Annotated in this window: 23 protein-coding genes; 19 read left to right on the top strand and 4 right to left on the bottom strand. The window is 73.0% G+C overall.

The window, feature by feature from the left end; translation table 11 throughout:
• Positions 1-74 precede the first annotated feature (74 nt).
• Both RND61_RS30585 and RND61_RS30580 read right to left on the bottom strand, forming a co-directional pair.
• A complete protein-coding gene (locus tag RND61_RS30585; RefSeq protein WP_315881417.1) occupies positions 75-1,304 on the bottom strand; it encodes a DUF349 domain-containing protein in 1,230 nt (409 codons plus the stop codon).
• A gap of 177 nt (positions 1,305-1,481) precedes the next feature.
• A complete protein-coding gene (locus tag RND61_RS30580) occupies positions 1,482-2,282 on the bottom strand; it encodes a peptidylprolyl isomerase (RefSeq protein WP_315881416.1) in 801 nt (266 codons plus the stop codon).
• Positions 2,283-2,422: 140 nt separating this feature from the next.
• Between RND61_RS30580 and RND61_RS30575 the strand changes: the two genes are divergently transcribed.
• The 4 genes from RND61_RS30575 to RND61_RS30560 all read left to right on the top strand — a co-directional run bounded on the left by RND61_RS30575 (position 2,423) and on the right by RND61_RS30560 (position 6,616).
• On the top strand, positions 2,423-3,130 hold the full coding sequence (locus RND61_RS30575; RefSeq protein WP_315881415.1) for an MBL fold metallo-hydrolase: 708 nt from the start codon (positions 2,423-2,425) through the stop codon (positions 3,128-3,130).
• A gap of 13 nt (positions 3,131-3,143) precedes the next feature.
• On the top strand, positions 3,144-4,406 hold the full coding sequence (gene hisS, locus RND61_RS30570) for a histidine--tRNA ligase (protein WP_315881414.1): 1,263 nt from the start codon (positions 3,144-3,146) through the stop codon (positions 4,404-4,406).
• 146 nt (positions 4,407-4,552) lie between these two features.
• Positions 4,553-5,173, top strand: coding sequence for a vitamin K epoxide reductase family protein (locus RND61_RS30565; protein WP_315881413.1), 621 nt, complete (start codon positions 4,553-4,555; stop codon positions 5,171-5,173).
• 66 nt (positions 5,174-5,239) lie between these two features.
• Positions 5,240-6,616 (top strand): replication-associated recombination protein A, encoded by a 1,377-nt coding sequence (locus RND61_RS30560; protein ID WP_315881412.1) that lies wholly within the window; start codon positions 5,240-5,242, stop codon positions 6,614-6,616.
• On the opposite strand, the gene RND61_RS30555 is transcribed toward RND61_RS30560, so the two are convergent.
• On the bottom strand, positions 6,613-7,320 hold the full coding sequence (locus tag RND61_RS30555; protein ID WP_315881411.1) for a DUF2470 domain-containing protein: 708 nt from the start codon (positions 7,318-7,320) through the stop codon (positions 6,613-6,615). The genes RND61_RS30560 and RND61_RS30555 overlap by 4 nt on opposite strands.
• Before the next feature lie 191 nt (positions 7,321-7,511).
• On the opposite strand from RND61_RS30555, the gene rpsD reads away from it, so the two are divergent.
• Positions 7,512-8,126 (top strand): 30S ribosomal protein S4, encoded by a 615-nt coding sequence (rpsD, locus tag RND61_RS30550; RefSeq protein WP_023589640.1) that lies wholly within the window; start codon positions 7,512-7,514, stop codon positions 8,124-8,126.
• Between the two features lie 33 nt (positions 8,127-8,159).
• On the opposite strand, the gene RND61_RS30545 is transcribed toward rpsD, so the two are convergent.
• A complete protein-coding gene (locus tag RND61_RS30545; RefSeq protein ID WP_315881410.1) occupies positions 8,160-10,319 on the bottom strand; it encodes an ATP-binding protein in 2,160 nt (719 codons plus the stop codon).
• 181 nt (positions 10,320-10,500) lie between these two features.
• Here RND61_RS30545 and RND61_RS30540 point away from each other — a divergent pair, with 181 nt between their 5' ends.
• The 14 genes from RND61_RS30540 to nusB all read left to right on the top strand — a co-directional run bounded on the left by RND61_RS30540 (position 10,501) and on the right by nusB (position 23,904).
• Entirely contained in the window at positions 10,501-10,941 is a 441-nt protein-coding gene (locus RND61_RS30540) for a DUF948 domain-containing protein (RefSeq protein ID WP_315881409.1), read from the top strand.
• A gap of 8 nt (positions 10,942-10,949) precedes the next feature.
• Positions 10,950-11,306: a DUF6167 family protein gene (locus RND61_RS30535; protein WP_315881408.1), complete on the top strand. Its 357-nt coding sequence runs from the start codon at positions 10,950-10,952 to the stop codon at positions 11,304-11,306.
• Positions 11,306-13,975, top strand: a complete 2,670-nt coding sequence (alaS, locus tag RND61_RS30530) for an alanine--tRNA ligase (protein ID WP_315881407.1) — start codon at positions 11,306-11,308, stop codon at positions 13,973-13,975. The genes RND61_RS30535 and alaS overlap by 1 nt, the downstream gene beginning before the upstream one ends.
• Positions 13,975-14,448, top strand: coding sequence for a Holliday junction resolvase RuvX (ruvX, locus tag RND61_RS30525; RefSeq protein ID WP_315881406.1), 474 nt, complete (start codon positions 13,975-13,977; stop codon positions 14,446-14,448). The genes alaS and ruvX overlap by 1 nt, the downstream gene beginning before the upstream one ends.
• A 101-nt stretch (positions 14,449-14,549) precedes the next feature.
• A complete protein-coding gene (gene mltG, locus RND61_RS30520; protein WP_315881405.1) occupies positions 14,550-16,331 on the top strand; it encodes an endolytic transglycosylase MltG in 1,782 nt (593 codons plus the stop codon).
• Complete coding sequence (locus RND61_RS30515) at positions 16,312-17,157, top strand: shikimate dehydrogenase (protein ID WP_315881404.1); 846 nt, start codon at positions 16,312-16,314, stop codon at positions 17,155-17,157. The genes mltG and RND61_RS30515 overlap by 20 nt, the downstream gene beginning before the upstream one ends.
• A 146-nt stretch (positions 17,158-17,303) precedes the next feature.
• The gene (gene aroC / locus RND61_RS30510) at positions 17,304-18,488 is read left to right on the top strand and encodes a chorismate synthase (RefSeq protein ID WP_315881403.1); all 1,185 of its coding nucleotides are present in this window, start codon (positions 17,304-17,306) and stop codon (positions 18,486-18,488) included.
• Positions 18,485-19,066 (top strand): shikimate kinase, encoded by a 582-nt coding sequence (locus tag RND61_RS30505; RefSeq protein WP_315881402.1) that lies wholly within the window; start codon positions 18,485-18,487, stop codon positions 19,064-19,066. Before aroC ends, RND61_RS30505 begins: the two co-directional genes overlap by 4 nt.
• Entirely contained in the window at positions 19,063-20,157 is a 1,095-nt protein-coding gene (aroB, locus tag RND61_RS30500; RefSeq protein ID WP_315881401.1) for a 3-dehydroquinate synthase, read from the top strand. Before RND61_RS30505 ends, aroB begins: the two co-directional genes overlap by 4 nt.
• Positions 20,154-20,615, top strand: coding sequence for a type II 3-dehydroquinate dehydratase (aroQ, locus tag RND61_RS30495; protein WP_315881400.1), 462 nt, complete (start codon positions 20,154-20,156; stop codon positions 20,613-20,615). The genes aroB and aroQ overlap by 4 nt, the downstream gene beginning before the upstream one ends.
• A gap of 136 nt (positions 20,616-20,751) precedes the next feature.
• Entirely contained in the window at positions 20,752-21,663 is a 912-nt protein-coding gene (locus RND61_RS30490) for a Pro-rich N-terminal domain-containing protein (protein ID WP_315881399.1), read from the top strand.
• Positions 21,664-21,730: 67 nt separating this feature from the next.
• Complete coding sequence (locus RND61_RS30485; RefSeq protein WP_315881398.1) at positions 21,731-22,849, top strand: aminopeptidase P family protein; 1,119 nt, start codon at positions 21,731-21,733, stop codon at positions 22,847-22,849.
• A gap of 57 nt (positions 22,850-22,906) precedes the next feature.
• Positions 22,907-23,473, top strand: a complete 567-nt coding sequence (gene efp, locus RND61_RS30480; RefSeq protein WP_315881397.1) for an elongation factor P — start codon at positions 22,907-22,909, stop codon at positions 23,471-23,473.
• A 2-nt stretch (positions 23,474-23,475) separates the two neighbouring features.
• Positions 23,476-23,904 carry a transcription antitermination factor NusB gene (nusB, locus tag RND61_RS30475; protein ID WP_315881396.1) on the top strand — a complete coding sequence of 143 codons (429 nt, stop codon included), beginning with the start codon at positions 23,476-23,478 and terminating at the stop codon, positions 23,902-23,904.
• The last annotated feature ends 78 nt before the right edge of the window (positions 23,905-23,982 follow it).

Raw genomic sequence — 23,982 nt, 5'->3', positions numbered from 1 at the left:
AGGAGAAGGCACGGAAAAGGGCCGGTACGGGAGATCCCGTACCGGCCCTTTCGCGCGGGGCGTCCGCGCCCGTGTCAGCCGCCGAACTCCTGCAGGCCCTTCAGCGCCTGGTCCAGCAGCGCCTGCCGGCCCTCCAGCTCACGCGTGAGCTTCTCGGCCTTCGCGTCGTTGCCCGCCGCGCGCGCCGCGTCGATCTGCTTGCGCAGCTTGTCGACGGCGTCCTGCAGCTGGCCCGTCAGGCCCTCCGCACGCGCGCGCGCCTCCGGGTTCGTACGGCGCCACTCGGCCTCCTCGGCCTCCTGGATGGCCCGCTCCACCGCCTGCATCCGGCCCTCGACCTTGGGCCGGGCGTCCCGCGGCACGTGGCCGATGGCCTCCCAGCGCTCGTTGAGGGACCGGAACGCGGCGCGCGCCGCCTTCAGGTCCGTCACCGGCACCAGCTTCTCGGCCTCGGCGGCGAGCTCCTCCTTCAGCTTGAGGTTCTCGGCCTGCTCCGCGTCGCGCTCGGCGAACACCGCGCCGCGCGCGGCGAAGAACACGTCCTGCGCACCGCGGAAGCGGTTCCACAGCTCGTCCTCGTGCTCGCGCTGGGCCCGGCCCGCGGCCTTCCACTCCGCCATCAGCTCCCGGTACCGCGCGGCCGTCGCACCCCAGTCCGTGGAGTTCGACAGCGCCTCGGCCTCCGCGGCCAGCCGCTCCTTCACCCGGCGCGCCTCTTCGCGCTGCGCGTCCAGCGCCGCGAAGTGCGCCTTGCGCCGCTTCGAGAACGCCGACCGGGCGTGCGAGAAGCGGTGCCACAGCTCGTCGTCGGACTTCCGGTCGAGCCGCGGCAGGCCCTTCCACGTGTCCACCAGGGCGCGCAGCCGCTCGCCGGCGGCCCGCCACTGCTCGCTCTGCGCGAGCTCCTCGGCCTCCGTGACCAGCGCCTCCTTGGCGTGCCGCGCCTCGTCGGCCTGCTTGGCCCTCTGGGCCTTGCGCTCCTCGCGCCGCGACTCGACCGTCTCGACGAGCTTGTCCAGCCGCTCCGAGAGCGCGGCGAGATCACCGACCGCGTGGTGCTCGTCGACCTGCTGGCGCAGGTGGTCGATCGCGGCCATCGCGTCCTTCGCGGACAGGTCGGTGGTCCGCACCCGCCGCTCGAGGAGGCCGATCTCGACAACCAGGCCCTCGTACTTGCGCTCGAAGTAGGCCAGTGCCTCCTCGGGAGAGCCGGCCTGCCACGATCCGACGACCTTCTCGCCATCGGCAGTACGCACGTACACGGTGCCCGTCTCGTCGACGCGGCCCCACGGGTCGCTGCTCACAGCGCCTCCTCCACATGATGCCGATGAAGGGGGGTCTTCCCCCTGGGCATCGTCCACAGTTTCCTGGACGGGCCTCGCCCGCCCTTCACAGCGCGCATCCAGTCCACGCTGCACAACGCCAATCTAGGCGAACGGCCGCCCGGCTGTCCGCTCCCAGCGCGACCGAAATCCGACGGCTCACTCCTTGCCGACCGTGGCCTTTTCGATGGTGACGGGCTTCTTCGGCGCCCCGTCCCCGGTGCCGCCCTCGACCCCCGCCTTCGCGACCTCCTGGACCGCCTTCAGGCCGGCGGCGTCGAGCGTCCCGAACGGCGTGTACGTCGGGGGCAGTTGGGTGTCCTGGTACACGAGGAAGAACTGGCTGCCGCCGCTGTTCGGGCTGCCCGTGTTCGCCATCGCCACCGTGCCCGCCTTGAACGTCGCCTTGCCGTCCGGCCCCGCCTTGCCGAGGGCCGTCAGGTTCTCGTCGGGGATGTTGTAGCCGGGCCCGCCCGTGCCGTCGCCCTGCGGGTCGCCGCACTGGAGGACGAAGATGCCCTGCGTGGTCAGGCGGTGGCACTTCGTGCCGTCGAAGTACTTCTTGTCCGCGAGGTGCTTGAAGGAGTTGACCGTCCGCGGCGTCTTCGCGGCGTCCATGGAGATCACGAGATCGCCCACGTTCGTCTTCAGGGTCATCGTGTACGCCGCCTTGGTGTCGACCGCCATCGACGGCTCGGGCGAGGTCGAGGGCGAGGGGGAGGGCGCGTCCGGCGAGGGCGCCACACTGGACCCGGCCGCCGTGTCGACGCTGTCGGTGTCGCGCCCGGTCAGCTGGACCGAGGCGTACACGGCGCCGCCCGCCGCCAGGACCACGGCGAGCGCGGCGGCCACGACGGCGTTGCGGCGCCGGGCCTTCTTCCGCATCTCCTCGCGCCGGCGCTGCTGCCGCTCGAACTTCTCCCGGGCGAGCTGCCGCCGCCGCTGATCGCTGCTGACCACCGGGTCTTCTCCTTGTCGCTCGTCTGTGCCTGTCCGGGGCTGGTGTGCCCGTACCGTATACGGGTTGGCTGTGGAATGAGCAGCGCCGGTAGGCTCTGATCTGCTGCATTCTTCCGCCGGACGACTATCTGAGGACGATCGTGCTTATTGCCGGGTTCCCGGCCGGGGTCTGGGGGACCAACTGCTACGTGGTCGCCCCCGCCGCGGGCGAGGAGTGCGTGATCATCGACCCAGGCCACCAGGCCGCCCGGGGTGTCGAGGAGACGCTCCAGAAGCATCGGCTCAAGCCCGTGGCGGTCGTGCTCACCCACGGCCACATCGACCACGTCGCCTCCGTCGTCCCGGTCTGCGGAGCCCATGACGTACCCGCCTGGATCCACCCGGCCGACCGGTACATGATGAGCGACCCGGAGAAGGCCCTCGGCCGCTCCATCGGAATGCCGCTCATGGGGGAGCTGACCGTCGGGGAGCCGGACGACGTCCACGAGCTCACCGACGGCGCGCGGCTGGAACTCGCCGGCCTGGAGCTCACCGTCGCGCACGCGCCCGGCCATACCAAGGGGTCGGTGACCTTCCGGCTGCCCGAGGCCGCGGACGTCCCGCCGGTCTTCTTCTCGGGCGACCTGCTGTTCGCCGGCTCCATCGGACGCACCGACCTGCCCGGCGGTGACATGGACGAGATGCTCGCGTCGCTGGCCCGCGTGTGCCTGCCGCTCGACGACTCGACCGTGGTGCTGTCCGGCCACGGCCCCCAGACCACCATCGGCCGCGAGCGCGCCACCAACCCGTACCTGCGGGAGGTGGCCGCCGGCCCCGGGAGCCCCGCGGCTCCCCGACGAGGAATGTGACGAGAGAACTTCCGTGAGTGCTTTCCAGGCCCCCAAGGGCACGTACGACCTGCTGCCGCCCGACTCGGCGACCTACCTGGCGGTCCGCGAGGCCATCGCCGCGCCGCTGAGGAACTCGGGGTACGGCTACATCGAGACCCCCGGCTTCGAGAACGTCGAGCTGTTCGCGCGCGGCGTCGGCGAGTCCACCGACATCGTCACGAAGGAGATGTACGCCTTCGAGACCAAGGGCGGCGACAGGCTGGCCCTGCGTCCCGAGGGCACCGCGTCCGTGCTGCGCGCCGCCCTGGAGGCGAACCTGCACAAGGGCGGCAACCTCCCGGTCAAGCTCTGGTACTCCGGCTCCTACTACCGCTACGAGCGCCCCCAGAAGGGCCGCTACCGCCACTTCTCCCAGGTCGGTGCCGAGGCGATCGGCGCCGAGGACCCCGCGCTGGACGCCGAGCTGATCATCCTGGCCGACCAGGCGTACCGCTCGCTGGGGCTGCGGAACTTCCGCATCCTGCTGAACTCGCTCGGCGACAAGGAGTGCCGCCCGGCCTACCGCGACGCCCTCCAGGGCTTCCTGCGCGGCCTCGACCTGGACGAGGACACCCGCCGCCGGATCGAGATCAACCCGCTGCGCGTCCTCGACGACAAGCGCGCCGAGGTCCAGAAGCAACTCGTGGGCGCGCCGCTGCTGCGCGACCACCTGTGCGACGCGTGCAAGGCGTACCACGAGGAGGTGCGCGCCCTGCTGACGGCGGCGGGCGTCGCCTTCGAGGACGACCCGAAGCTGGTGCGCGGCCTCGACTACTACACCCGCACCACGTTCGAGTTCGTCCACGACGGCCTCGGCTCGCAGTCCGCGGTGGGCGGCGGAGGCCGCTACGACGGCCTGTCCGAGATGATCGGCGGCCCCGCCCTGCCGTCCGTCGGCTGGGCGCTCGGCGTCGACCGCACGGTCCTGGCGCTGGAGGCCGAGGGCATCGCGCTCGACGTCCCGGCCGCGACGGACGTCTTCGCCGTGGCCCTGGGCGACGACGCCAAGCGGCGCCTGTTCGGACTCGTCACGGAGCTCCGCAAGGCCGGTGTCGCCACGGACATGGCGTACGGCGGCAAGAGCATGAAGGCGGGCATGAAGGCGGCGAACCGCTCGGGGGCCCGTTACGCGCTCATCGCCGGCGACCGGGACTTCGAAGAGGGCGTGGTCCAGCTCAAGGACCTGGAGTCCGGCGAGCAGGAGCCCCTCGCGCTCGACGCGGTCGTGGACGCGCTCCGGGCCAAGACGGCCTGAACGGCCCGTTCCCGAGGGGGCGGGGTGCCCGCGACGGGTGCCCCGCCCTTCCTTATGTCCATCGAACGGCGCAGGGGCGCCTCCGTCCGGCACAATGACCACTGCTCCGGCACCCCCACCCACCCCCTACCGACGGAACGGCTGGTATGACGACGAAAGCAGTGGTTGACGACGCCTCCCCGGACTCCCGCGCCCTCGGCGCCGGCCGGGCGTTCGCCTGGATGCTGGTCGTCACGGGTGCGGCGGGGCTGCTGGCCGCGTGGGTCATCACCCTCGACAAGATCAAGCTCCTGGAGGACCCCACCTTCGTCCCCGGCTGCAGCCTCAACCCGATCGTGGCGTGCGGACCGATCATGAAGAGCGAGCAGGCGTCGGTGTTCGGCTTCCCGAACCCGATGCTGGGCCTCGTCACGTACGGCATGGTGGTCGCCATCGGCGTCGGCCTGCTCGCCGGCGCCCGCTACCGCCGCTGGTACTGGCTGGGCCTCAACGCGGGCACGCTGTTCGGCGTCGGGTTCTGCACCTGGCTCATGACCCAGTCCCTCTACGTGCTCAACGCGCTGTGCCTGTGGTGCTGCCTCGCCTGGGTCGCGACGATCGTGATGTTCTGGTACGTGACCTCGTACAACGTCCGCAACGGCGTCCTGCCCGCGCCGGCCGGCCTGCGGCGCTTCCTCGACGAGTTCACCTGGGTCCTGCCGGTGCTGCACATCGGGATCATCGGGATGCTGGTCCTGACGCGCTGGTGGGACTTCTGGCTCGGCTGACCGGTCCGCCCCGGCACCCCGCCGGGGCCGCCGGGGCTGTCGGAGGGCTGGCATAGGCTTCATGGCGTGGAGCCCGACCTCTTTACCGCCGCCGCCGAAGACCGCCAGGAGAAGGACCCGTCGCGCAGCCCGCTCGCGGTGCGGATGCGTCCGCGCACGCTGGACGAGGTCGTCGGCCAGCGGCACCTGCTGAAGCCCGGGTCGCCGCTGCGCCGCCTGGTCGGTGAGGGCGGGGGCGGCCCGGCCGGGGCGTCGTCCGTGATCCTGTGGGGTCCGCCCGGCATCGGCAAGACGACCCTGGCGTACGTGGTCTCCAAGGCCACCGACAAGCGCTTCGTGGAGCTGTCCGCGATCACGGCCGGGGTCAAGGAGGTTCGCGCGGTCATCGACGGCGCCCGCCGCGCGGCCGGCGGCTTCGGCAAGGAGACCGTCCTGTTCCTGGACGAGATCCACCGTTTCAGCAAGGCCCAGCAGGACTCGCTGCTGCCGGCCGTCGAGAACCGCTGGGTCACGCTCATCGCGGCGACGACGGAGAACCCGTACTTCTCGGTGATCTCCCCGCTGCTCTCCCGCTCCCTGCTGCTGACGCTGGAGCCGCTCACCGACGACGACCTGCGCGGGCTGCTGGAGCGGGCGCTCACCGAGGAGCGCGGCCTGGCCGGCGCGGTCACGCTGCCCAAGGACGCGGAGGCGCACCTGCTGCGCGTCGCCGGCGGTGACGCGCGGCGGGCGCTGACGGCGCTGGAGGCGGCGGCCGGGGCGGCCCTGGCCAAGGGCGAGCCGGAGATCACGCTCGCCACGCTGGAGGAGACCGTGGCCCGCGCCGCGGTGAAGTACGACCGGGACGGCGACCAGCACTACGACGTGGCGAGCGCGCTGATCAAGTCGATCCGCGGCTCGGACGTGGACGCGGCACTGCACTACCTGGCGCGGATGATCGAGGCGGGGGAGGACCCGCGGTTCATCGCCCGCCGGCTGATGATCTCCGCGAGCGAGGACATCGGGCTCGCGGACCCGACGGCGCTGCCCACGGCGGTGGCGGCGGCCCAGGCGGTCGCGATGATCGGCTTCCCCGAGGCGGCGCTGACGCTCAGCCACGCCACGATCGCGCTGGCCCTGGCCCCGAAGTCCAACGCGGCGACGCTGGCCATCCAGGCCGCCCAGGCCGACGTGCGGGCGGGATTGGCCGGACCGGTCCCGGCGCACCTGCGCGACGGGCACTACAAGGGCGCGGCCGCGCTGGGCCACGCGCAGGGGTACGTGTACCCGCACGACGTGCCGGGCGGGATCGCCGCCCAGCAGTACGCACCGGACGCCGTACGGGGGCGGCGCTACTACCAGCCGACCCGCTACGGCGCGGAGGCGCGGTACGCGGACGTGGTGGAGAAGGTGCGGGAGCGGCTGCGCGGCGAGGGGGCGGGCGCGCCGCGGCAGCCGTCCTAGCGGTCCTGGTCGCCGGCCGCGTCGAAGAGGGCGCGCATGGCGCGCCGCAGCCCGTGGACGTTCCGCACGGGCTCGGGGAAGTCGAAGCGCGCGTCGAACGTACGGCGCTCGGCGTCCCGGCACCGCACCCGCAGCCCGAAGCGGTCCAGGGCCAGCGGCGTCACGTGGCGCACGGCGGTGGGGCCGGTGCCGGCGCGGTCGCCGAGCAGCGCGGTGAGGGTGAGCATCTGGGTGTCGTGGACGGCCGCCAGGTGCTGGAGCAGCTCGGTCTCGTACCCGCGCAGGGGGTCGGGCTCGGCCCGCGCGAACTCCTCGGGGTCGACCGGCCCGGCGCCCCACAGGTCGTCGAGGTACAGGTCCTCGACCTCCAGCCGGAGCAGGGTGCGGCCGGGCTCGGCGGCGTCGGGGGAGACGGTGAGCCGGCCGGAGACCCAGGCGCGGCCACGGACGCGGTGGGGGACGGAGACGGGGGCGACGTCGGTGAGCTCCAGCACGGCCGGCAGCTCCTCGTCGCGGGCGCGGGCGGCGGCGCGCACGGCGGGGGAGTCGGACGGGTAGAGGAGGAGGACCTCGCCGTCGGGGCCCAGGACGCGGGCGTCGGGGGAGAGCTGCTCGGGGCGGGGGGCGACCGCTCCCGGGATCAGCAGTGCCGCGGAGCATGTACCCTGTAGGAGAGTTCGTGTGCGCTCGGCTGCTGACGGCATCCGGGCGGTTTCAAGCCCGCTGGGACGCGGCTGACCATGAGCTGATCGGACCTCCGTCACATCGATGCCCTGTTGAGAGGCATCGTTCTTTGTGCTGCTGTCTGTGATGCGCGTGGTGTTCCCAGGGCGAGACATGCGATCTCCTTGAGTAAGGTGAGCCTAACCTAACCTATTTCGGAGGTCTGGAGAACGTGCCTAACCAGTCGCGTCCCAAGGTCAAGAAGTCCCGTGCGCTCGGCATCGCCCTGACGCCGAAGGCCGTCAAGTACTTCGAGGCCCGCCCGTACCCGCCGGGTGAGCACGGCCGTGGCCGCAAGCAGAACTCGGACTACAAGGTCCGTCTGCTCGAGAAGCAGCGCCTGCGCGCCCAGTACGACATCAGCGAGCGCCAGATGGCCCGCGCCTACGACCGCGCGAAGAAGGCCGAGGGCAAGACGGGCGAGGCGCTGGTCGTCGAGCTCGAGCGCCGCCTTGACGCCCTGGTCCTGCGTTCGGGCATCGCCCGCACCATCTACCAGGCCCGCCAGATGGTCGTCCACGGCCACATCGAGGTCAACGGCCAGAAGGTCGACAAGCCGTCCTTCCGCGTCCGCCCCGACGACGTCGTCATGGTCCGCGAGCGCTCGCGCAGCAAGACGCTGTTCCAGGTCGCCCGCGAGGGTGGCTTCGCCCCCGAGGGTGAGACCCCGCGCTACCTGCAGGTCAACCTGAAGGCCCTGGCCTTCCGCCTCGACCGCGAGCCGAACCGCAAGGAGATCCCGGTCATCTGCGACGAGCAGCTCGTCGTCGAGTACTACGCCCGCTGACCCAGGCGCAGTACCGCACCACCGCAGCGGTTCTCAGCCCGCCGCCTCCCCGCCCTTCCCGGTGGGGGAGTCGGCGGGCTTCCGCGTTCCCGGGACCGGCGCCTGCCCTTCCCGGGCCCGGTCCGCCGACGCCGCGCCCCGCTCCCGGCCCGCCAGTGCCCGCGCCACCGCCTCGTCCAGCGACAGCCGGCCGCCCTCCGCCAGGTACGCCCCGAACCGCTCCCCGCCCAGCACCTCGCGCGCCCGGCGCTCGCACAGCGCCCTCGGCGCGCCGAAGTACGCCGAACCGAACAGCGGCGGCCCCACCGCCTCCCACAGGGCGCCCGCCGCCCCCTGCAGCACCGCCGCCTCCGCCGGGTCGCCCTCGCTCGCCGTCACCAGCGCCAGCAGCTCGATCGCCAGCACCAGCCCCACCAGGTCGTGGAAGGCGTGGCCGATCGTCACGCACTCGCCCAGCAGCTCCCGCGCCTCCCCGTGGTCCCCGCGCGTCCACGCCGCGTACGCCAGCACGTACAGCGCGTACGCCCGCGTCCACCGCTCGCCGCGCTCCTCGCAGACCTCCCGGACGTCCTCGCACAGCGACACGGCCGACTCCAGGTCGCCCTGGAACACGTTCGTGATCGCCAGCTCCACCTGCGCCATCAGGACCTGGCTGTTCAGCTCGCCCAGCCCCCGGTACGACGACAGGGCCCGGCCCAGCAGCTCCCGCGCGCGCGGCATGTCGTCCGACAGCAGCGCCAGGCAGCCCAGGCGGTGCGTCGTGTACGCCAGCGCCGGCGCGTTCCGGCCGAGCGCGGCCCGCTCCCCGCACTCGTGCAGCGCCCGCACCGCGGCCGCCGTGTCGCCCTGGAGGATCGCCACGTACCCCAGCACCCACAGCGCCTTCAGCCGGGCCTCCTCGTGACCCGACCCCGACCCCGACCCCGGCCCCGGCGCCAGGGCCCGGTCCAGCCAGTGCCGTCCCTCGGCGAGCCGGCCGCAGCCCACCCAGTAGAACCACAGCGTCCCCGCCATGTGCTGCGCCAGGTGGGCCTCGCCCGGCACCTCCAAGCACAGCTCCAGCGCCGCCCGCAGGTTCGGCAGCGCGCCGTCCGCGCACGCCGCCACCTCCGCCTGCCGCGGGCCGAACCACTCCAGTTCCCAGCAGGTCGCGAGCCCCATGTACCAGTCCCGGTGCCGCCGCCGCACCCGTTCCGCGTCCCCCAGGGCCGCCAGCCACTCCGCGCCGTACGCCGCCACCGTGTCCAGCATCCGGTACCGCGACCCCGCCGCGTCCGCCTCCCGCACCACCACCGACTGGGAGATCAGTTCGCCCAGCACGTCCAGCACCCGGTCCGCCGGCAGGTCCGGGCCGCCGCACACGTACTCCGCCGCGTCCAGGTCGAACGGGCCCGCGAACACCGACAGGCGCGCCCACAGCAGCCGCTCCTCCGGCGTGCACAGCTCATGGCTCCAGCCGATCGCCGTCCGCAGCGTCCGGTGGCGCGCCGGTGCCCCCCGCGTCCCGCGCGTCAGCAGCCGGAACCGGTCGTCCAGCCGGTTCAGCACCTGCTCCACCGTCAACGCGGGCAACCGCCCCGCCGCCAGCTCCAGCGCCAGCGGGATCCCGTCCAGCCGCCGGCACAACTCCCGCACCGGCGCCCCCTCCTCCTCGGCGCGGAACCCCGGCCACGCCGCCACCGCCCGGTCCGTGAACAGCCGCACCGCGTCCTCGTCCGACATCGGCGGCAGCGGCATCACCGCCTCGCCGTCCAGCCGCAGCGGCCGCCGCCCCGCCGCCAGCACCGCCAGCCCCGGCGCGCCGCGCAGCAGCCGCCGCACCAGGTCCGCGCACGCGTCCACGAGGTGCTCGAACCCGTCGAGGACCAGCAGCAGGCTCCGGTCCGCGAGGTGGTCGACCAGCACCTCGCGCGGCGGCCTGCTCGTCCGGTCCGTCAACCCCAGCGCCTCCACCAGCGCGTGCTCCACCAGACCCGGATCCCGCAACCCCGCGAGCTCCGCCAGCCGCACCCCGTCGCAGTAGCGTTTCTGCGCCGCGCGCGCGGCACTCACCACCAGCCGGGACTTCCCCACTCCTCCCACGCCCGCCACCGTGACGAGCCGGAACTCCGACAGCAGCCCGTCCAGTTCCGCACGTTCCGCCTCGCGCCCGACGAACCGGTTCAGTTCGGCCGGGAGATTGCTCCGTCGCATAGGGCACGGAGCGTACCGAGATCGATGCTCTCCGTACAATCGGCCGCGCCCGCCCCCGCCCGGCGGCGCCATATCCGGTTCGGGAAGCCACCAGGGGCGCGATAGGCTCGGAGGACGACTTTCAGGTACCGAGAATCACAACGAATCACAACGGGTTTCGACGAGCAGAGAGCGGTGCGCAGTGACCGGTGGAGAGGTTGCCGGGATCCTGGTGGCCGTCTTCTGGGCGATCCTGGTGTCCTTCCTGGCCGTGGTGCTGGTGAGGCTGGCCCAGACGCTCAGGGCGACCACCCGGCTCGTGGCGGAGGTGACCGAGCAGGCGGTGCCCCTGCTGGCCGACGCCTCCGCGACCGTGCGCTCCGCGCAGACCCAGCTCGACCGGGTCGACGCCATCGCCTCGGACGTCCAGGAGGTCACCTCCAACGCGTCCGCGCTCTCCACGACCGTCGCCTCCACCTTCGGCGGCCCCCTCGTCAAGGTCGCGGCGTTCGGCTACGGCGTACGCCGGGCGCTGAGCCGCGACAAGACCGACCGGCCCGCCGAACGGCAGCGGTCGCGGCGCACCGTCATCGTCGGCCGCACGGTGCCCAGGGCGCGCGGCGGCCGGAACCGGAAAGGCTGACGCGACACATGTTCCGCCGGGCATTCTGGTTCACCGCCGGCGCGGCAGCCGGCGTGTGGGCCACCACCAAGGTCAACCGCAAGCTCAAGCAGCTCACCCCCGAGAGCCTCGCCGCCCAGGCCGCCGACAAGGCGATCGAGACGGGCCACCGGCTCAGGGACTTCGCCCTCGACGTCCGCGCGGGAATGCTCCAGCGCGAGGCGGAGCTGGAAGACGCACTGGGGCTGGACGCACCGGTCGACCCGGCCCTCCCCGGCCCCCGCCGCACGGCGCTCGGGCCGGGCGGCGGCCCGGCCGCCCCGGGCCACCACGTCCACCCGCACCCGTACCCCACCCACCCGTACAACCGGAATGAGGACCACTGATGGAGTCGGCTGAAATCCGCCGCCGCTGGCTGAGCTTCTTCGAGGAGCGCGGGCACACCGTCGTGCCTTCGGCGTCGCTCATCGCGGACGACCCGACTCTGCTCCTGGTCAACGCCGGCATGGTGCCGTTCAAGCCGTACTTCCTGGGTGAGGAGAAGCCGCCGTACCAGCGCGCCTCCAGCGTCCAGAAGTGCGTGCGCACGCCGGACATCGAAGAGGTCGGCAAGACCACTCGCCACGGCACGTTCTTCCAGATGTGCGGCAACTTCTCCTTCGGCGACTACTTCAAGGAAGGCGCCATCAAGCTCGCCTGGGAGCTGCTCACCACCCCGGTCGGGCACGGCGGCTACGGCCTGGAGCCGGAGAAGCTCTGGATCACGGTCTACCAGGACGACGACGAGGCCGAGCAGATCTGGCGCGACGTGGTGGGCGTCCCCGCCGAGCGCATCCAGCGCCTGGGCAAGAAGGACAACTTCTGGTCCATGGGCGTCCCCGGCCCCTGCGGCCCCTGCTCCGAGATCAACTACGACCGCGGCCCCGAGTTCGGCGTCGAGGGCGGCCCGGCCGTCAACGACGAGCGGTACGTGGAGATCTGGAACCTCGTCTTCATGCAGTACGAGCGCGGCGAGGGCACCGGCAAGGAGGACTTCCCGATCCTCGGCGACCTCCCGAGCAAGAACATCGACACGGGCCTCGGTCTGGAGCGCCTGGCGATGATCCTCCAGGGCGTGCAGAACATGTACGAGACCGACACCCTGAAGGTCGTCATCGACAAGGCCACCGAGCTGACCGGTGTCCGCTACGGGCAGGCCCAGGACAGCGACGTCTCCCTGCGCGTGGTCGCCGACCACATGCGCACGTCCGTCATGCTCATCGGCGACGGCGTCACCCCCGGCAACGAGGGCCGCGGCTACGTCCTGCGCCGCATCATGCGCCGCGCCATCCGCAACATGCGCCTCCTCGGCGCCACCGGCCCGGTCGTCGGCCAGCTCGTCGACACGGTCATCCGCACGATGGGCGAGCAGTACCCCGAGCTGGAGACGGACCGCAAGCGCATCGAGACGGTCGCCCTCGCCGAGGAGGCCGCCTTCCTCAAGACGCTGAAGGCCGGCACCAACATCCTCGACACGGCCGTCACCGAGACCAAGGCCACCGGCGGCAAGGTCCTCCCCGGCGACAAGGCGTTCCTGCTCCACGACACCTGGGGCTTCCCCATCGACCTCACCCTGGAGATGGCCGCCGAGCAGGGCCTCTCCGTGGACGAGGACGGCTTCCGCCGCCTGATGAAGGAGCAGCGGGAGCGCGCCAAGGCCGACGCCAGGGCCAAGAAGACCGGCCACGCCGACGTCACCGCCTACCGCGAGATCGCCGACACCTCCGGCGCCACCGAGTTCACCGGCTACACGAACACCGAGGGCGAGACCACGGTCGTCGGCCTCCTCGTCAACGGCGTCCCCTCCCCGGCCGCCTCCGAGGGCGACGACGTCGAGGTCGTCCTCGACCGCACCCCGTTCTACGCCGAGGGCGGCGGCCAGATCGCCGACACCGGCCGCATCAAGCTGCACAGCGGCGCCGTCATCGAGGTGCGCGACGTCCAGCAGCCGGTCCCCGGCGTGTCCGTGCACAAGGGATCGGTCCAGGTCGGCGAGGTGACCGTGGGCGCCACCGCCTACGCCGCCATCGACGTCAGGCGCCGCCGCGCCATCGCCCGCGCCCACAGCGCCACGCACCTCACGCACCAGGCGCTGCGCGACGCCCTCGGCCCGACGGCCGCCCAGGCCGGTTCGGAGAACCAGCCCGGCCGCTTCCGCTTCGACTTCGGCTCGCCGTCCGCCGTGCCGCAGGCGGTCATGACGGACGTCGAGCAGAAGATCAACGAGGTGCTGGCCCGCGAGCTCGACGTGCACGCCGAGGTCATGCCGATCGACGAGGCCAAGCGGCAGGGCGCCATCGCCGAGTTCGGCGAGAAGTACGGCGAGCGGGTCCGCGTCGTCACCATCGGGGACTTCTCCAAGGAGCTCTGTGGTGGCACGCACGTCCACAACACCGCCCAGCTCGGCCTGGTGAAGCTGCTCGGCGAGTCCTCCATCGGCTCCGGCGTGCGCCGCATCGAGGCCCTCGTCGGCGTCGACGCCTACCACTTCCTCGCCCGGGAGCACACGGTCGTCGCCCAGCTCCAGGAGCTGGTCAAGGGCCGTCCCGAGGAGCTGCCCGAGAAGATCTCCGGCATGCTCGCCAAGCTGAAGGACGCCGAGAAGGAGATCGAGAAGTTCCGCGCGGAGAAGGTCCTCCAGGCCGCCGCCGGGCTCGCCGAATCCGCCAAGGACGTCCGCGGCGTCGCCCTGGTCACCGGCCAGGTCCCGGACGGCACCGGCGCCGACGACCTGCGCAGGCTCGTCCTCGACGTGCGCGGCCGCATCCCCGGCGACCGGCCGGCCGTCGTCGCCCTGTTCACCACCGCGGGCGGTCGTCCGCTGACCGTGATCGCCACCAACGAGGCCGCCCGCGAGCGCGGCCTCAAGGCCGGCGACCTGGTCCGCACCGCCGCCAAGACGCTCGGCGGCGGCGGTGGCGGCAAGCCGGACGTCGCCCAGGGCGGCGGCCAGAACCCGGAGGCCATCGGCGCCGCCGTCGAGGCCGTCGAGCGCCTGGTCGTCGAGACCGCCTGATGGGCGGGATGCGACGCGGGCGCCGGCTGGCGGTCGACGTCGGGGACGCCCGGATCGGGGTCGCCTCGTGCGACCCCGACGGGGTCCTCGCCACGCCGGTGGAGACCGTGCCGGGACGGGACGTCCCGGCCGCCCACCGGCGGCTGCGCCAACTGGTCGAGGAGTACGAGCCGATCGAGGTCGTCATCGGGCTGCCCCGCTCCCTCAGCGGGCGCGAGGGCCCGGCGGCCGGGAAGGTCCGGGCCTTCGCCGAGGAACTGGCCCGGGGCGTCGCCCCCGTGCCGGTCCGGCTGGTCGACGAACGGATGACCACCGTCTCCGCGACGCAGGGGCTGCGCGCCTCGGGGGTGAAGGCGAAGAAGGGCCGGTCCGTCATCGACCAGGCAGCCGCCGTGATCATCCTTCAGAACGCTCTTGAGTCCGAACGGGTATCGGGTAATCCGCCCGGCGAGAGCGTCGAGGTGGTCATCTGATCGCGATACGGTAACGTTCCGCGCGATGCGGTGGCGTTCGAACAGCCGCCGTGCGACGTAGAGGCGGACGTACCGGACGCCTCGCGGCTGTTTGGGGATCGATGACTGAGTACGGCCGGAGCCCCGGCTCCCAGCCCTGGCACCCCGAGGACCCCCTGTACGGGGACCAGGGATGGGGGGGCCAGCAGACCGGAGACGCCTACCACCAGCAGCCGCAGTACGGCGGCGGTCACCAGGACCCGTACCAGCAGGGTCACGACGGCCGGCAGTACGGAACGGGCGGCCAGGAGTACGGCGGCTGGGACACCGGGACCGGACCGCAGGCCGCCATGCCGTACGGGACGCCCCCGCCCGCCGACCCGTACGGAACCGGCCAGGGCGCCGACCCGTACAGCACCCCCGAGGCGTACCCGCCGCCGCAGCCCCCCGGCCGGCGCCACCCGGACCCGCACGGTCGGATCCCGCATCCCGGCCACGACCCCGGTCAGGGTCAGGGCGGGGCGTGGCAGGCCGAGGCCCTGAGCGAAGAACCCCGCCCCTTCCCCGGCGGCCCCGCCGGGGACCCCCGCCCCGACGACCGGGAGCGGCACCCCGGCGACGACGGCGGTCCCGATGGCGGCGGCTACGACGGTCCCGGCAACGACGGCGGCTACGACGGCTCCGGTGACGACGGCGGCTACGACGGCTCCGGTGACGATCCGCGGGACACCGGACCCGACGATCCGCGGGACACCGGACACGACGACGGCCCGCCCGAATCGCGGCGCGACGCCCGCGACCGCCGCGGCCGGGCCAAGAAGCGCAAGAGCCGCAACGGCGTGGCCTGCCTCTTCGTCGCCCTGGTCCTCGCCGGCGGCCTGGGCGGCGTCGGCTACTTCGGCTACCAGTTCTGGCAGGACCGCTTCGGCCCCGCGCCCGACTTCACCGGGTCCGGCACCGGCGAGACCGTCACCGTCGAGGTGCCCAAGGACGCGGTCGGCGCCGAGATCGGCGGCATCCTGGTGAAGGCGGGTGTCGTCAAGAGCGTCGACGCCTTCGTCACCGCCCAGGAGAAGAACCCCAAGGGCCTGTCCATCCAGCCCGGCTTCTACACCCTGCAGAAGGGCATGTCCGGAGCCGCCGCCGTCGAGGCCATGCTCAGCCCCAAGAGCCGCAACGTCCTCATCATCCCCGAGGGCAAGCGCAACGCCTGGGTGTACGAGCAGATCGACAAGCGCCTCGAACTGTCGCCCGGCACCACCGAGGAAGTCGCCCAGGCCCAGGCGAAGAACCTCGGTCTGCCCGCCTGGGCGACCGGCCACCCCGACGTCAAGGACCCGCTGGAGGGCTTCCTCTTCCCGGCCGACTACCCGGTCGCCAAGGGCAACAAGCCCGAGGACGTCCTGAGGAAGATGGTCGCCCGCGCCAACGCCGAGTACGGCAAGCTCGACCTGGAGGCGAAGGTCGGGTCCCTCGGCCTGAAGAATCCCTGGGAGCTGGTCACCGTCGCCAGCCTCGTCCAGGCGGAGGGCAAGACCGAGGACGACTTCCGCAAGATGAGCGAGGTCGTCTACAACCGGCTCAAGCCCACCAACACCGAGACGAACCAGCTCCTCCAGTTCGACTCGGCCTTCAACTACCTGAAGGGCCAGAGCGAGATCCAGATCAGCGAGTCCGAGATCAACAGCAACCAGGACCCGTACAACACGTACACCCAGAGGGGACTCACCCCCGGCCCGATCGGCAATCCCGGCAAGGAGGCGCTCGCGGCCGCGCTCGCCCCCACGTCGGACGGCTGGATGTACTTCGTGGCGACCGACGGCATGCACAAGACCGAATTCGCCAAGACCCACGACGAATTCCTCAGACTCAAGGACAAGTTCAATGACAACCAGGGGGGCTGACACCCGCAGGGCCGCGGTCCTGGGGTCGCCGATCGCCCACTCGCTCTCCCCGGTCCTGCACCGGGCCGCCTACGCCGAGCTGGGCCTCACCGGCTGGTCGTACGACCGGTTCGAGGTCGACGAGATCCGGCTGCCGGCCTTCCTCGACACGCTCGACGCGTCCTGGGCGGGCCTGTCCCTCACCATGCCGCTCAAGCGCGCGGTCATCCCGCTGCTCGACGGGATCAGCGACACCGCCCGCTCCGTCGAGGCCGTCAACACGGTCGTCCTCACCGGCGACGGCCGCCGCGTCGGCGACAACACCGACATCCCCGGCATGGTCGCCGCCCTGCGGGAACGCGGCGTGGAGAGGGTCGAGGCCGCGGCGGTCCTCGGCGCCGGGGCCACCGCCTCGTCCGCGCTCGCCGCCCTGGCCCGGATCTGCTCCGGACCCGTCACCGCGTACGTCCGCAGCGAGGCCCGCGCCGGGGAGATGCGCGGCTGGGGCGAGCGCCTGGGCGTCGACCTGCGCACGGCCGACTGGGCCGACGCCGCCCGCGCCTTCGACGCGCCCCTCGTCGTCGCGACCACGCCGGCCGGCGCCACCGACGCCCTCGCCCCGTACGTACCGGAACGCCCCGGCACGCTGTTCGACGTGCTGTACGACCCGTGGCCCACGCCCCTCGCGGCCGCCTGGTCCGGGCGCGGCGGCGCGGTCGTCGGCGGCCTCGACCTCCTCGTCCACCAGGCCGTCCTCCAGGTCGAGCAGATGACCGGCCGCTCCCCGGCACCCCTCGCGGCGATGCGCGCCGCCGGGGAGAGCGCCCTCGGAGCCGTCGGCGCCTGACCCGCTCCCGCCGTCCGGGCCGCTGTCCGACAGTTGGGACGGCGGCCGGGCCGGCGTCCGGCCGTGGGAGGATCGGGGGTGAGGCCGGTCCGGCCGCGTACCGGGCCGGGCCGTCCGCAGATCCGGCCCCAGGAGAAGGAGCACCGTTGAGCAGGTTGCGCTGGCTTACGGCGGGGGAGTCCCATGGTCCCGCGCTGGTGGCGACGCTGGAAGGTCTTCCCGCCGGCGTCCCGGTCACCACGGAGATGGTGGCGGACCACCTCGCCCGGCGGCGCCTGGGCTACGGGCGTGGTGCGCGGATGAAGTTCGAACGGGACGAGGTCACCTTCCTCGGCGGCGTCCGGCACGGCCTCACCCTCGGCTCCCCGGTCGCCGTCATGGTCGGCAACACCGAGTGGCCCAAGTGGGAGAAGGTCATGGCGGCCGACCCGGTCGACCCGGCCGAGCTCGCCGAACTGGCCCGCAACGCCCCGCTGACCCGGCCCCGCCCCGGCCACGCGGACCTCGCCGGCATGCAGAAGTACGGCTTCGACGAGGCCCGGCCGGTCCTGGAGCGGGCCAGCGCCCGCGAGACCGCCGCCCGCGTCGCCCTCGGCGCCATCGCGCGGTCGTACCTGAAGGAGACCGCCGGCATCGAGATCGTCAGCCACGTCGTGGAGCTGGCCGCCGCCAAGGCGCCCTACGGGGTCTACCCGACGCCCGCCGACGTGGAGCGGCTCGACGCCGACCCGGTGCGCTGCCTCGACGCCGACGCGTCGAAGGCGATGGTCGCCGAGATCGACCAGGCCCACAAGGACGGCGACACGCTCGGCGGCGTGGTCGAGGTCCTCGCCTACGGCGTGCCCGTCGGCCTCGGCTCGCACGTCCACTGGGACCGGCGCCTCGACGCCCGGCTCGCCGCCGCCCTCATGGGCATCCAGGCCATCAAGGGCGTCGAGGTCGGCGACGGCTTCGACCTGGCGCGCGTCCCCGGATCCCGGGCCCACGACGAGATCGTCACCACCGACGAGGGCATCCGCCGCACCTCCGGCCGCTCCGGCGGCACGGAAGGAGGCCTCACCACCGGCGAGCTGCTGCGCGTACGGGCCGCGATGAAGCCCATCGCGACCGTGCCGCGCGCGCTGCGCACCGTCGACGTGGTGACGGGCGAGCCGGCGCAGGCGCACCACCAGCGCTCCGACGTGTGCGCGGTGCCCGCGGCCGGGATCGTCGCCGAGGCGATGGTCGCGCTCGTCCTGGCGGACGCCGTCGCGGAGAAGTTCGGCGGCGACAGCGTCGCCGAGACCCGCCGCAACGTCCGCTCCTACCTCGACCACCTGCACATCCGGTGAGCAGCGGCCCGTTGATCGTCCTCGTCGGGCCGATGGGGTCCGGCAAGTCCACCGTGGGCACGCTCCTCGCCGAGCGCCTGGGCGTGCCCTACCGGGACACGGACGCCGACATCGTCGCCGCCGAGGGCCGGGAGATCTCCGACATCTTCGTCGAGGACGGCGAGCCGCGCTTCCGCGAGCTGGAGCGGGCCGCCGTCCGCGCCGCCCTCGCCGAGCACACCGGCGTCCTCGCCCTCGGCGGGGGCGCCGTCCTCGACGACGGCACCCGCGCCCTGCTGGCCGGGCTGCCCGTCGCCTACCTGTCGATGGAGGTCGAGGAGGCCGTCCGGCGCGTCGGCCTGGGCGCGGCCCGGCCGCTGCTGGCCGTCAACCCGCGCCGCCGCTGGCGCGAGCTGATGGAGGCCCGCCGCCACCTGTACACCGAAGTCGCGCGCGTCGTCGTCGCCACCGACGACCGCACCCCCGACGAGGTCGCCGACGCGGTCCTCGACGCACTGGAGCTCTCGCATTCCCCGGGCACCGGGCCCTCGGCGGCCGACGCCGCCGGCTCCCCGACGCCCGGCCAGGAGGACACGTGACCGACATGCCCGTTACCCGTATCCACGTCGGCGCCAGCGCCGGTTCGGAGCCGTACGACGTACTGGTCGGCCGGCAGCTGCTCGGCGAACTGGCCGGGCTCGTCGGCGACCGGGCCAGGCGCGTCGCCGTGATCCACCCCGAGGCGCTCGCCGAGACCGGTGAGGCGCTGCGCGAGGACCTCGCCTCCCAGGGGTACGAGGCCGTCGCCATCCAGGTGCCGAACGCGGAGGAGGCGAAGACCGCCGAGGTCGCCGCGTACTGCTGGAAGGCGCTCGGCCAGACCGGCTTCACCCGCACCGACGTGATCGTCGGCGTGGGCGGCGGCGCCACCACGGACCTCGCCGGGTTCGTCGCGGCGACCTGGCTGCGCGGGGTGCGCTGGATCGCCGTGCCGACGACCGTCCTCGCCATGGTCGACGCGGCGGTCGGCGGGAAGACCGGCATCAACACCGCCGAGGGCAAGAACCTCGTCGGCGCGTTCCACCCGCCCGCCGGCGTCCTGTGCGACCTGGCCGCGCTGGACTCGCTGCCCGTCCACGACTACGTCAGCGGCCTCGCCGAGGTCATCAAGGCCGGTTTCATCGCCGACCCGGTGATCCTCGACCTCGTCGAGTCCGACCCGGCCGCCGCCCGCACGCCCGCCGGGCCGCACACGGCCGAGCTGATCGTCCGCTCCATCAAGGTCAAGGCGGAGGTCGTCTCCTCCGACCTGAAGGAGTCCGGGCTCCGCGAGATCCTCAACTACGGCCACACCCTCGCCCACGCGATCGAGAAGAACGAGCGGTACAAGTGGCGGCACGGCGCGGCCGTGTCCGTCGGCATGGTCTTCGCCGCCGAGCTGGGCCGGCTCGCCGGACGCCTCGACGACGCGACCGCCGACCGGCACCGCACGGTCCTGGAGTCGGTCGGGCTGCCGCTGACGTACCGCGGCGACCAGTGGCCGAAGCTGCTGGAGACGATGAAGGTCGACAAGAAGTCCCGCGGCAACCTGCTGCGCTTCATCGTCCTCGACGGACTGGCCAAGCCGACCGTCCTGGAGGGACCCGACCCGGCCGTGCTGCTCGCGGCGTACGGGGAGGTGTCGGCGTGAAGGACCGCACGCGCGGCGACGTCCGCACGGTGTACGTCCTGAACGGGCCGAACCTCGGCCGGCTCGGCTCGCGCGAACCCGACGTGTACGGCGCCACCTCCTACGCCGGCCTGGTGGAGACCTGCCGGTCGCTCGGCAAGGAGCTCGGCTTCGACGTCGAGGTGCGGGAGACGAACGACGAGGGCGAGCTGGTCCGCTGGCTGCACGAGGCGGCCGACCGCTCGATTCCGGTCGTTTTGAACCCGGGTGCCTTCACGCACTACTCGTACGCGCTGCGGGACGCGGCCGCCCAGCGCACGGCGCCGCTGATCGAGGTGCACATCTCGAACCCGTACGCCCGCGAGGAGTTCCGGCACACCTCGGTCGTCGCGGCGGTCGCCACGGGGACGGTCGCGGGGTTCGGCATCGGGTCGTACCGGCTCGCGCTGCGCGCCCTGGCCGACGAGTTGACGGACTGACGGGCCGGTGGCCCTTCCGGAACCCTCCCGGGCCGTTCACCGTCTGACGGGCCGGGAGGGTACGGTTCGATAACGGCGCGCCGGCGAACGGCCGCCCGCTCAGCAGCGTCAGTCGTACGAGACGGAGTGGCACCGGATGCAGCACGCAGTGGGGGCCCCGCTGCCGCCGCCCCACCAGCCGGGGAACGCGGCGGCCGGGTGGCCCCAGCAGGCACACCACCCCGGCCCGCCCCCGCCGCCCCCGCACGCCCCGGCGCCGCAGGGCCCGCCCCCGCACGCGCCCGGGGGGCAGGCGTCGCACGGGCGGCCGATGCCGCCGCAGGCCCCGCCGCCCGTGCCGCAGACGCCCGGCCTGGCCTGGCCGGCCCCGCACCACGCCCCGCCGCCGCCCCCGCGCGACACGACGGGTCACATCCACCTGCCGCCGGTGGCCCCGGTCACGGCCCCGCCGGCCGCCGAGCCGGGAGCGGGCCCGACCCCCGGTACGGGCACCGCCACCCTCGCCGTCCTCCTCATCGGGCCCGCGGGGGCCGGGAAGACGACCGTCGCCCGGTACTGGGCGCACCACCGCCGCGTGCCGACCGCCCACATCAGCCTCGACGACGTGCGCGAATGGGTGTGCGCCGGGTTCGCCGACCCGCAGTCGGGATGGAACGACCAGTCCGAGGCCCAGTACCGGCTGGCCCGCCGCACCTGCGGCTTCGCCGCGCGGAACTTCCTGGCGAACGGCATCTCCTGCATCCTCGACGACGCGGTCTTCCCGGACCGCCCGGTCGTGGGCCTCGGCGGTTGGAAGCGGCACGTCGGCCCGGGTCTGCTGCCCGTGGTCCTGCTCCCCGGACTGGAGATCGTCCTGGAGCGCAACGCCGAGCGCAGCGGCAACCGGCGCCTCTCCGACGAGGAGGTCGCGGGCATCCACGGCCGCATGGCCGGCTGGCACGCCTCGGGCCTGCCGATCATCGACAACTCGAACTACGACGTGGAGACGACGGCCCGCGTCCTCGACGAGGTCCTGGCCCGTTCCCTGACGAGCCCGCCCACCTGGTGACCGGACCCGCGCCCCGCTCGGACGCCCTGGAACTGCCGGGCCGCGGATTCGCTCGTACGCTCGGGTCATGTCCCAGGTGTATGCGGACCGCCGAGGGCGGCTGCGCGACCGGTGCGCGGCGGCCGGATCTGCGGCGGCGCTGGTCTCCCGCCCCGCCAACGTCCGCTACCTCACGGGCGCTTCACCGCCCGGCGCCGTCCTGCTGCTCGGCGGGGACGGGACCGGGGACGACGAGGTGCTCCTCTGTCCCCACGCCCCCACCGGCGACCCCGTCGAAGGGCGCGTCGACGAGGCGCTGCGGCTCACCGTCCTCCCGCCCTCCGGCGGCGACCCCGCCGTCGCCGCCGCCGGCCTCGCGCGCCAGGCCGGCGCCGACACCCTCGCGGTGGAGGAGCGGCACCTGAGCGTCGCCCGGTACCGCGCCATCGGCTCCGCCGCACCTCACCTGCGCCTCGACGACCTCGGGACCTCCGTCGAACAGGAGCGCCTCGTCAAGGACGACGAGGAGATCACCTGCCTGCGCATCGCCGCCGAGATCACCGACCAGGCCCTCGGCGAGCTCCTGGAGTCCATCCTCGTCGGCCGCACCGAACGCCACCTCGCCCTGGAGCTGGAGCGGCGCCTCGTCGACCACGGCGCCGACGGCCCCGCCTTCCCCACCTCCGTCGCCACCGGCCCGCACTCCGGCCGGGGCCGCCACCGCCCCTCCGACCGCCGCGTCGAGGAGGGCGACTTCCTCTCCGTCTGCCTGGGCGCCAGCTACCGCGGGTACCGCTGCGAGATCGGCCGTACGTTCGTCATCGGCACGACGCCCGCCGACTGGCAGATCGAGCTGTACGACCTCGTCTTCGCCGCGCAGCGCGCCGCGCGCGAGGCGCTCGCCCCCGGCACCGCCTGCCGTGACGTCGACCGGGCCGCCCGCCAGCTCCTCGACGCCGCGGGCCACGGCGACGGCCTCGCGCCGTCCCTCGGGCACGGGGTGGGCCTCGAAATCGAGGAGGACCCGCACTTGTCCCCCTCGGCGATGGGTAAACTGGACGCTTGCGTGCCGGTCACCGTCGAACCAGGGGTCCACCTCCCGGGACGGGGCGGAGTCCGGATCGATGACACGCTCGTCGTACGCCAGGAGGCGGACGGCGGACCCGAGCTACTCACCATCACGACCAAGGAGCTGCTCGCGCTCTAGCGCGTACCGTGCCTTCCTCGGTCGTCCACCAGCGTCAGTCCAGGAGATTCCGCAACCGTGGCCACCACGAACGACCTCAAGAACGGCATGGTGCTCAAGCTCGACAACGACCAGCTCTGGTCCGTCGTCGAGTTCCAGCACGTCAAGCCCGGCAAGGGCCCGGCCTTCGTGCGCACCAAGCTCAAGAACGTGCTCTCCGGGAAGATCGTCGACAAGACCTTCAACGCCGGTGTCAAGGTCGAGACGGCCACCGTCGACCGCCGTGACATGCAGTTCTCGTACATGGACGGCGAGTACTTCGTCTTCATGGACATGCAGACGTACGACCAGCTCCACGTCTCCCGCTCCGCCGTCGGTGACGCCGCGAACTTCCTGGTCGAGGGCTTCACCGCCACCGTCGCCACCCACGAGGGCGAGGTGCTGTACGTCGAGCTGCCCGCCGCCGTCGAGCTGACCATCGCCGAGACCGAGCCCGGTGTCCAGGGCGACCGCTCCACCGGCGGCACCAAGCCCGCGACGCTGGAGACCGGCCACCAGATCCAGGTCCCCCTCTTCATCACCACCGGTGAGAAGATCAAGGTCGACACCCGCACGAGCGACTACCTCGGCCGGGTGAACAGCTAACCGTGGCTGCCCGCAACAAGGCCCGCAAGCGCGCCTTCCAGATCCTCTTCGAGGCCGACCAGCGCGGCGTGTCCGTGCAGGAGGTCCTCGCGGACTGGATCCGGCACGCCCGGTCCGACGACCGGCAGCCGCCGGTCAACGAGTACACGATGGAGCTCGTGGAGGGGTACGCGAAGTACGCCGGGCGCATCGACGAGCTCATCGCCACCTACGCGGTGGGCTGGACGCTCGACCGGATGCCGGTCGTCGACCGGAACATCCTGCGCCTCGGCGCGTACGAGCTGGTCTGGGTCGACGCCACGCCGGACGCGGTGGCCATCGACGAGGCCGTCCAGCTCGCCAAGGAGTTCTCCACGGACGAGTCGCCGTCGTTCGTCAACGGACTGCTGGCCCGCTTCAAGGACCTGAAGCCCGGCCTCCGCCGGGACTGACGCGGCAAGCGCAAGGGGGAGGGGCCGCGGCGGACGCCCCGGGGCCACCCCCCTGCGCGCGTCCGGCGGCGCCGGCGC

This window comes from Streptomyces tamarix, from assembly GCF_032423885.1.
GTDB classification, from domain to species: Bacteria; Actinomycetota; Actinomycetes; order Streptomycetales; family Streptomycetaceae; genus Streptomyces; species Streptomyces tamarix.
This window is presented reverse-complemented; position numbering and strand designations above follow the sequence as displayed.

Excerpts from the sequence above, each read along its gene's own strand:
- RND61_RS30485 (WP_315881398.1), top strand. The coding sequence starts at position 21,731 with ATGTCCCAGGTGTATGCGGACCGCCGAGGGCGGCTGCGCGACCGGTGC.
- RND61_RS30565 (WP_315881413.1), top strand. The coding sequence starts at position 4,553 with ATGACGACGAAAGCAGTGGTTGACGACGCCTCCCCGGACTCCCGCGCC.
- RND61_RS30515 (WP_315881404.1), top strand. The coding sequence starts at position 16,312 with ATGACAACCAGGGGGGCTGACACCCGCAGGGCCGCGGTCCTGGGGTCG.
- RND61_RS30490 (WP_315881399.1), top strand. The coding sequence starts at position 20,752 with ATGCAGCACGCAGTGGGGGCCCCGCTGCCGCCGCCCCACCAGCCGGGG.
- ruvX (WP_315881406.1), top strand. The coding sequence starts at position 13,975 with ATGGGCGGGATGCGACGCGGGCGCCGGCTGGCGGTCGACGTCGGGGAC.
- mltG (WP_315881405.1), top strand. The coding sequence starts at position 14,550 with ATGACTGAGTACGGCCGGAGCCCCGGCTCCCAGCCCTGGCACCCCGAG.
- RND61_RS30535 (WP_315881408.1), top strand. The coding sequence starts at position 10,950 with ATGTTCCGCCGGGCATTCTGGTTCACCGCCGGCGCGGCAGCCGGCGTG.
- RND61_RS30545 (WP_315881410.1), bottom strand. The coding sequence starts at position 10,319 with ATGCGACGGAGCAATCTCCCGGCCGAACTGAACCGGTTCGTCGGGCGC.
- alaS (WP_315881407.1), top strand. The coding sequence starts at position 11,306 with ATGGAGTCGGCTGAAATCCGCCGCCGCTGGCTGAGCTTCTTCGAGGAG.
- RND61_RS30555 (WP_315881411.1), bottom strand. The coding sequence starts at position 7,320 with ATGCCGTCAGCAGCCGAGCGCACACGAACTCTCCTACAGGGTACATGC.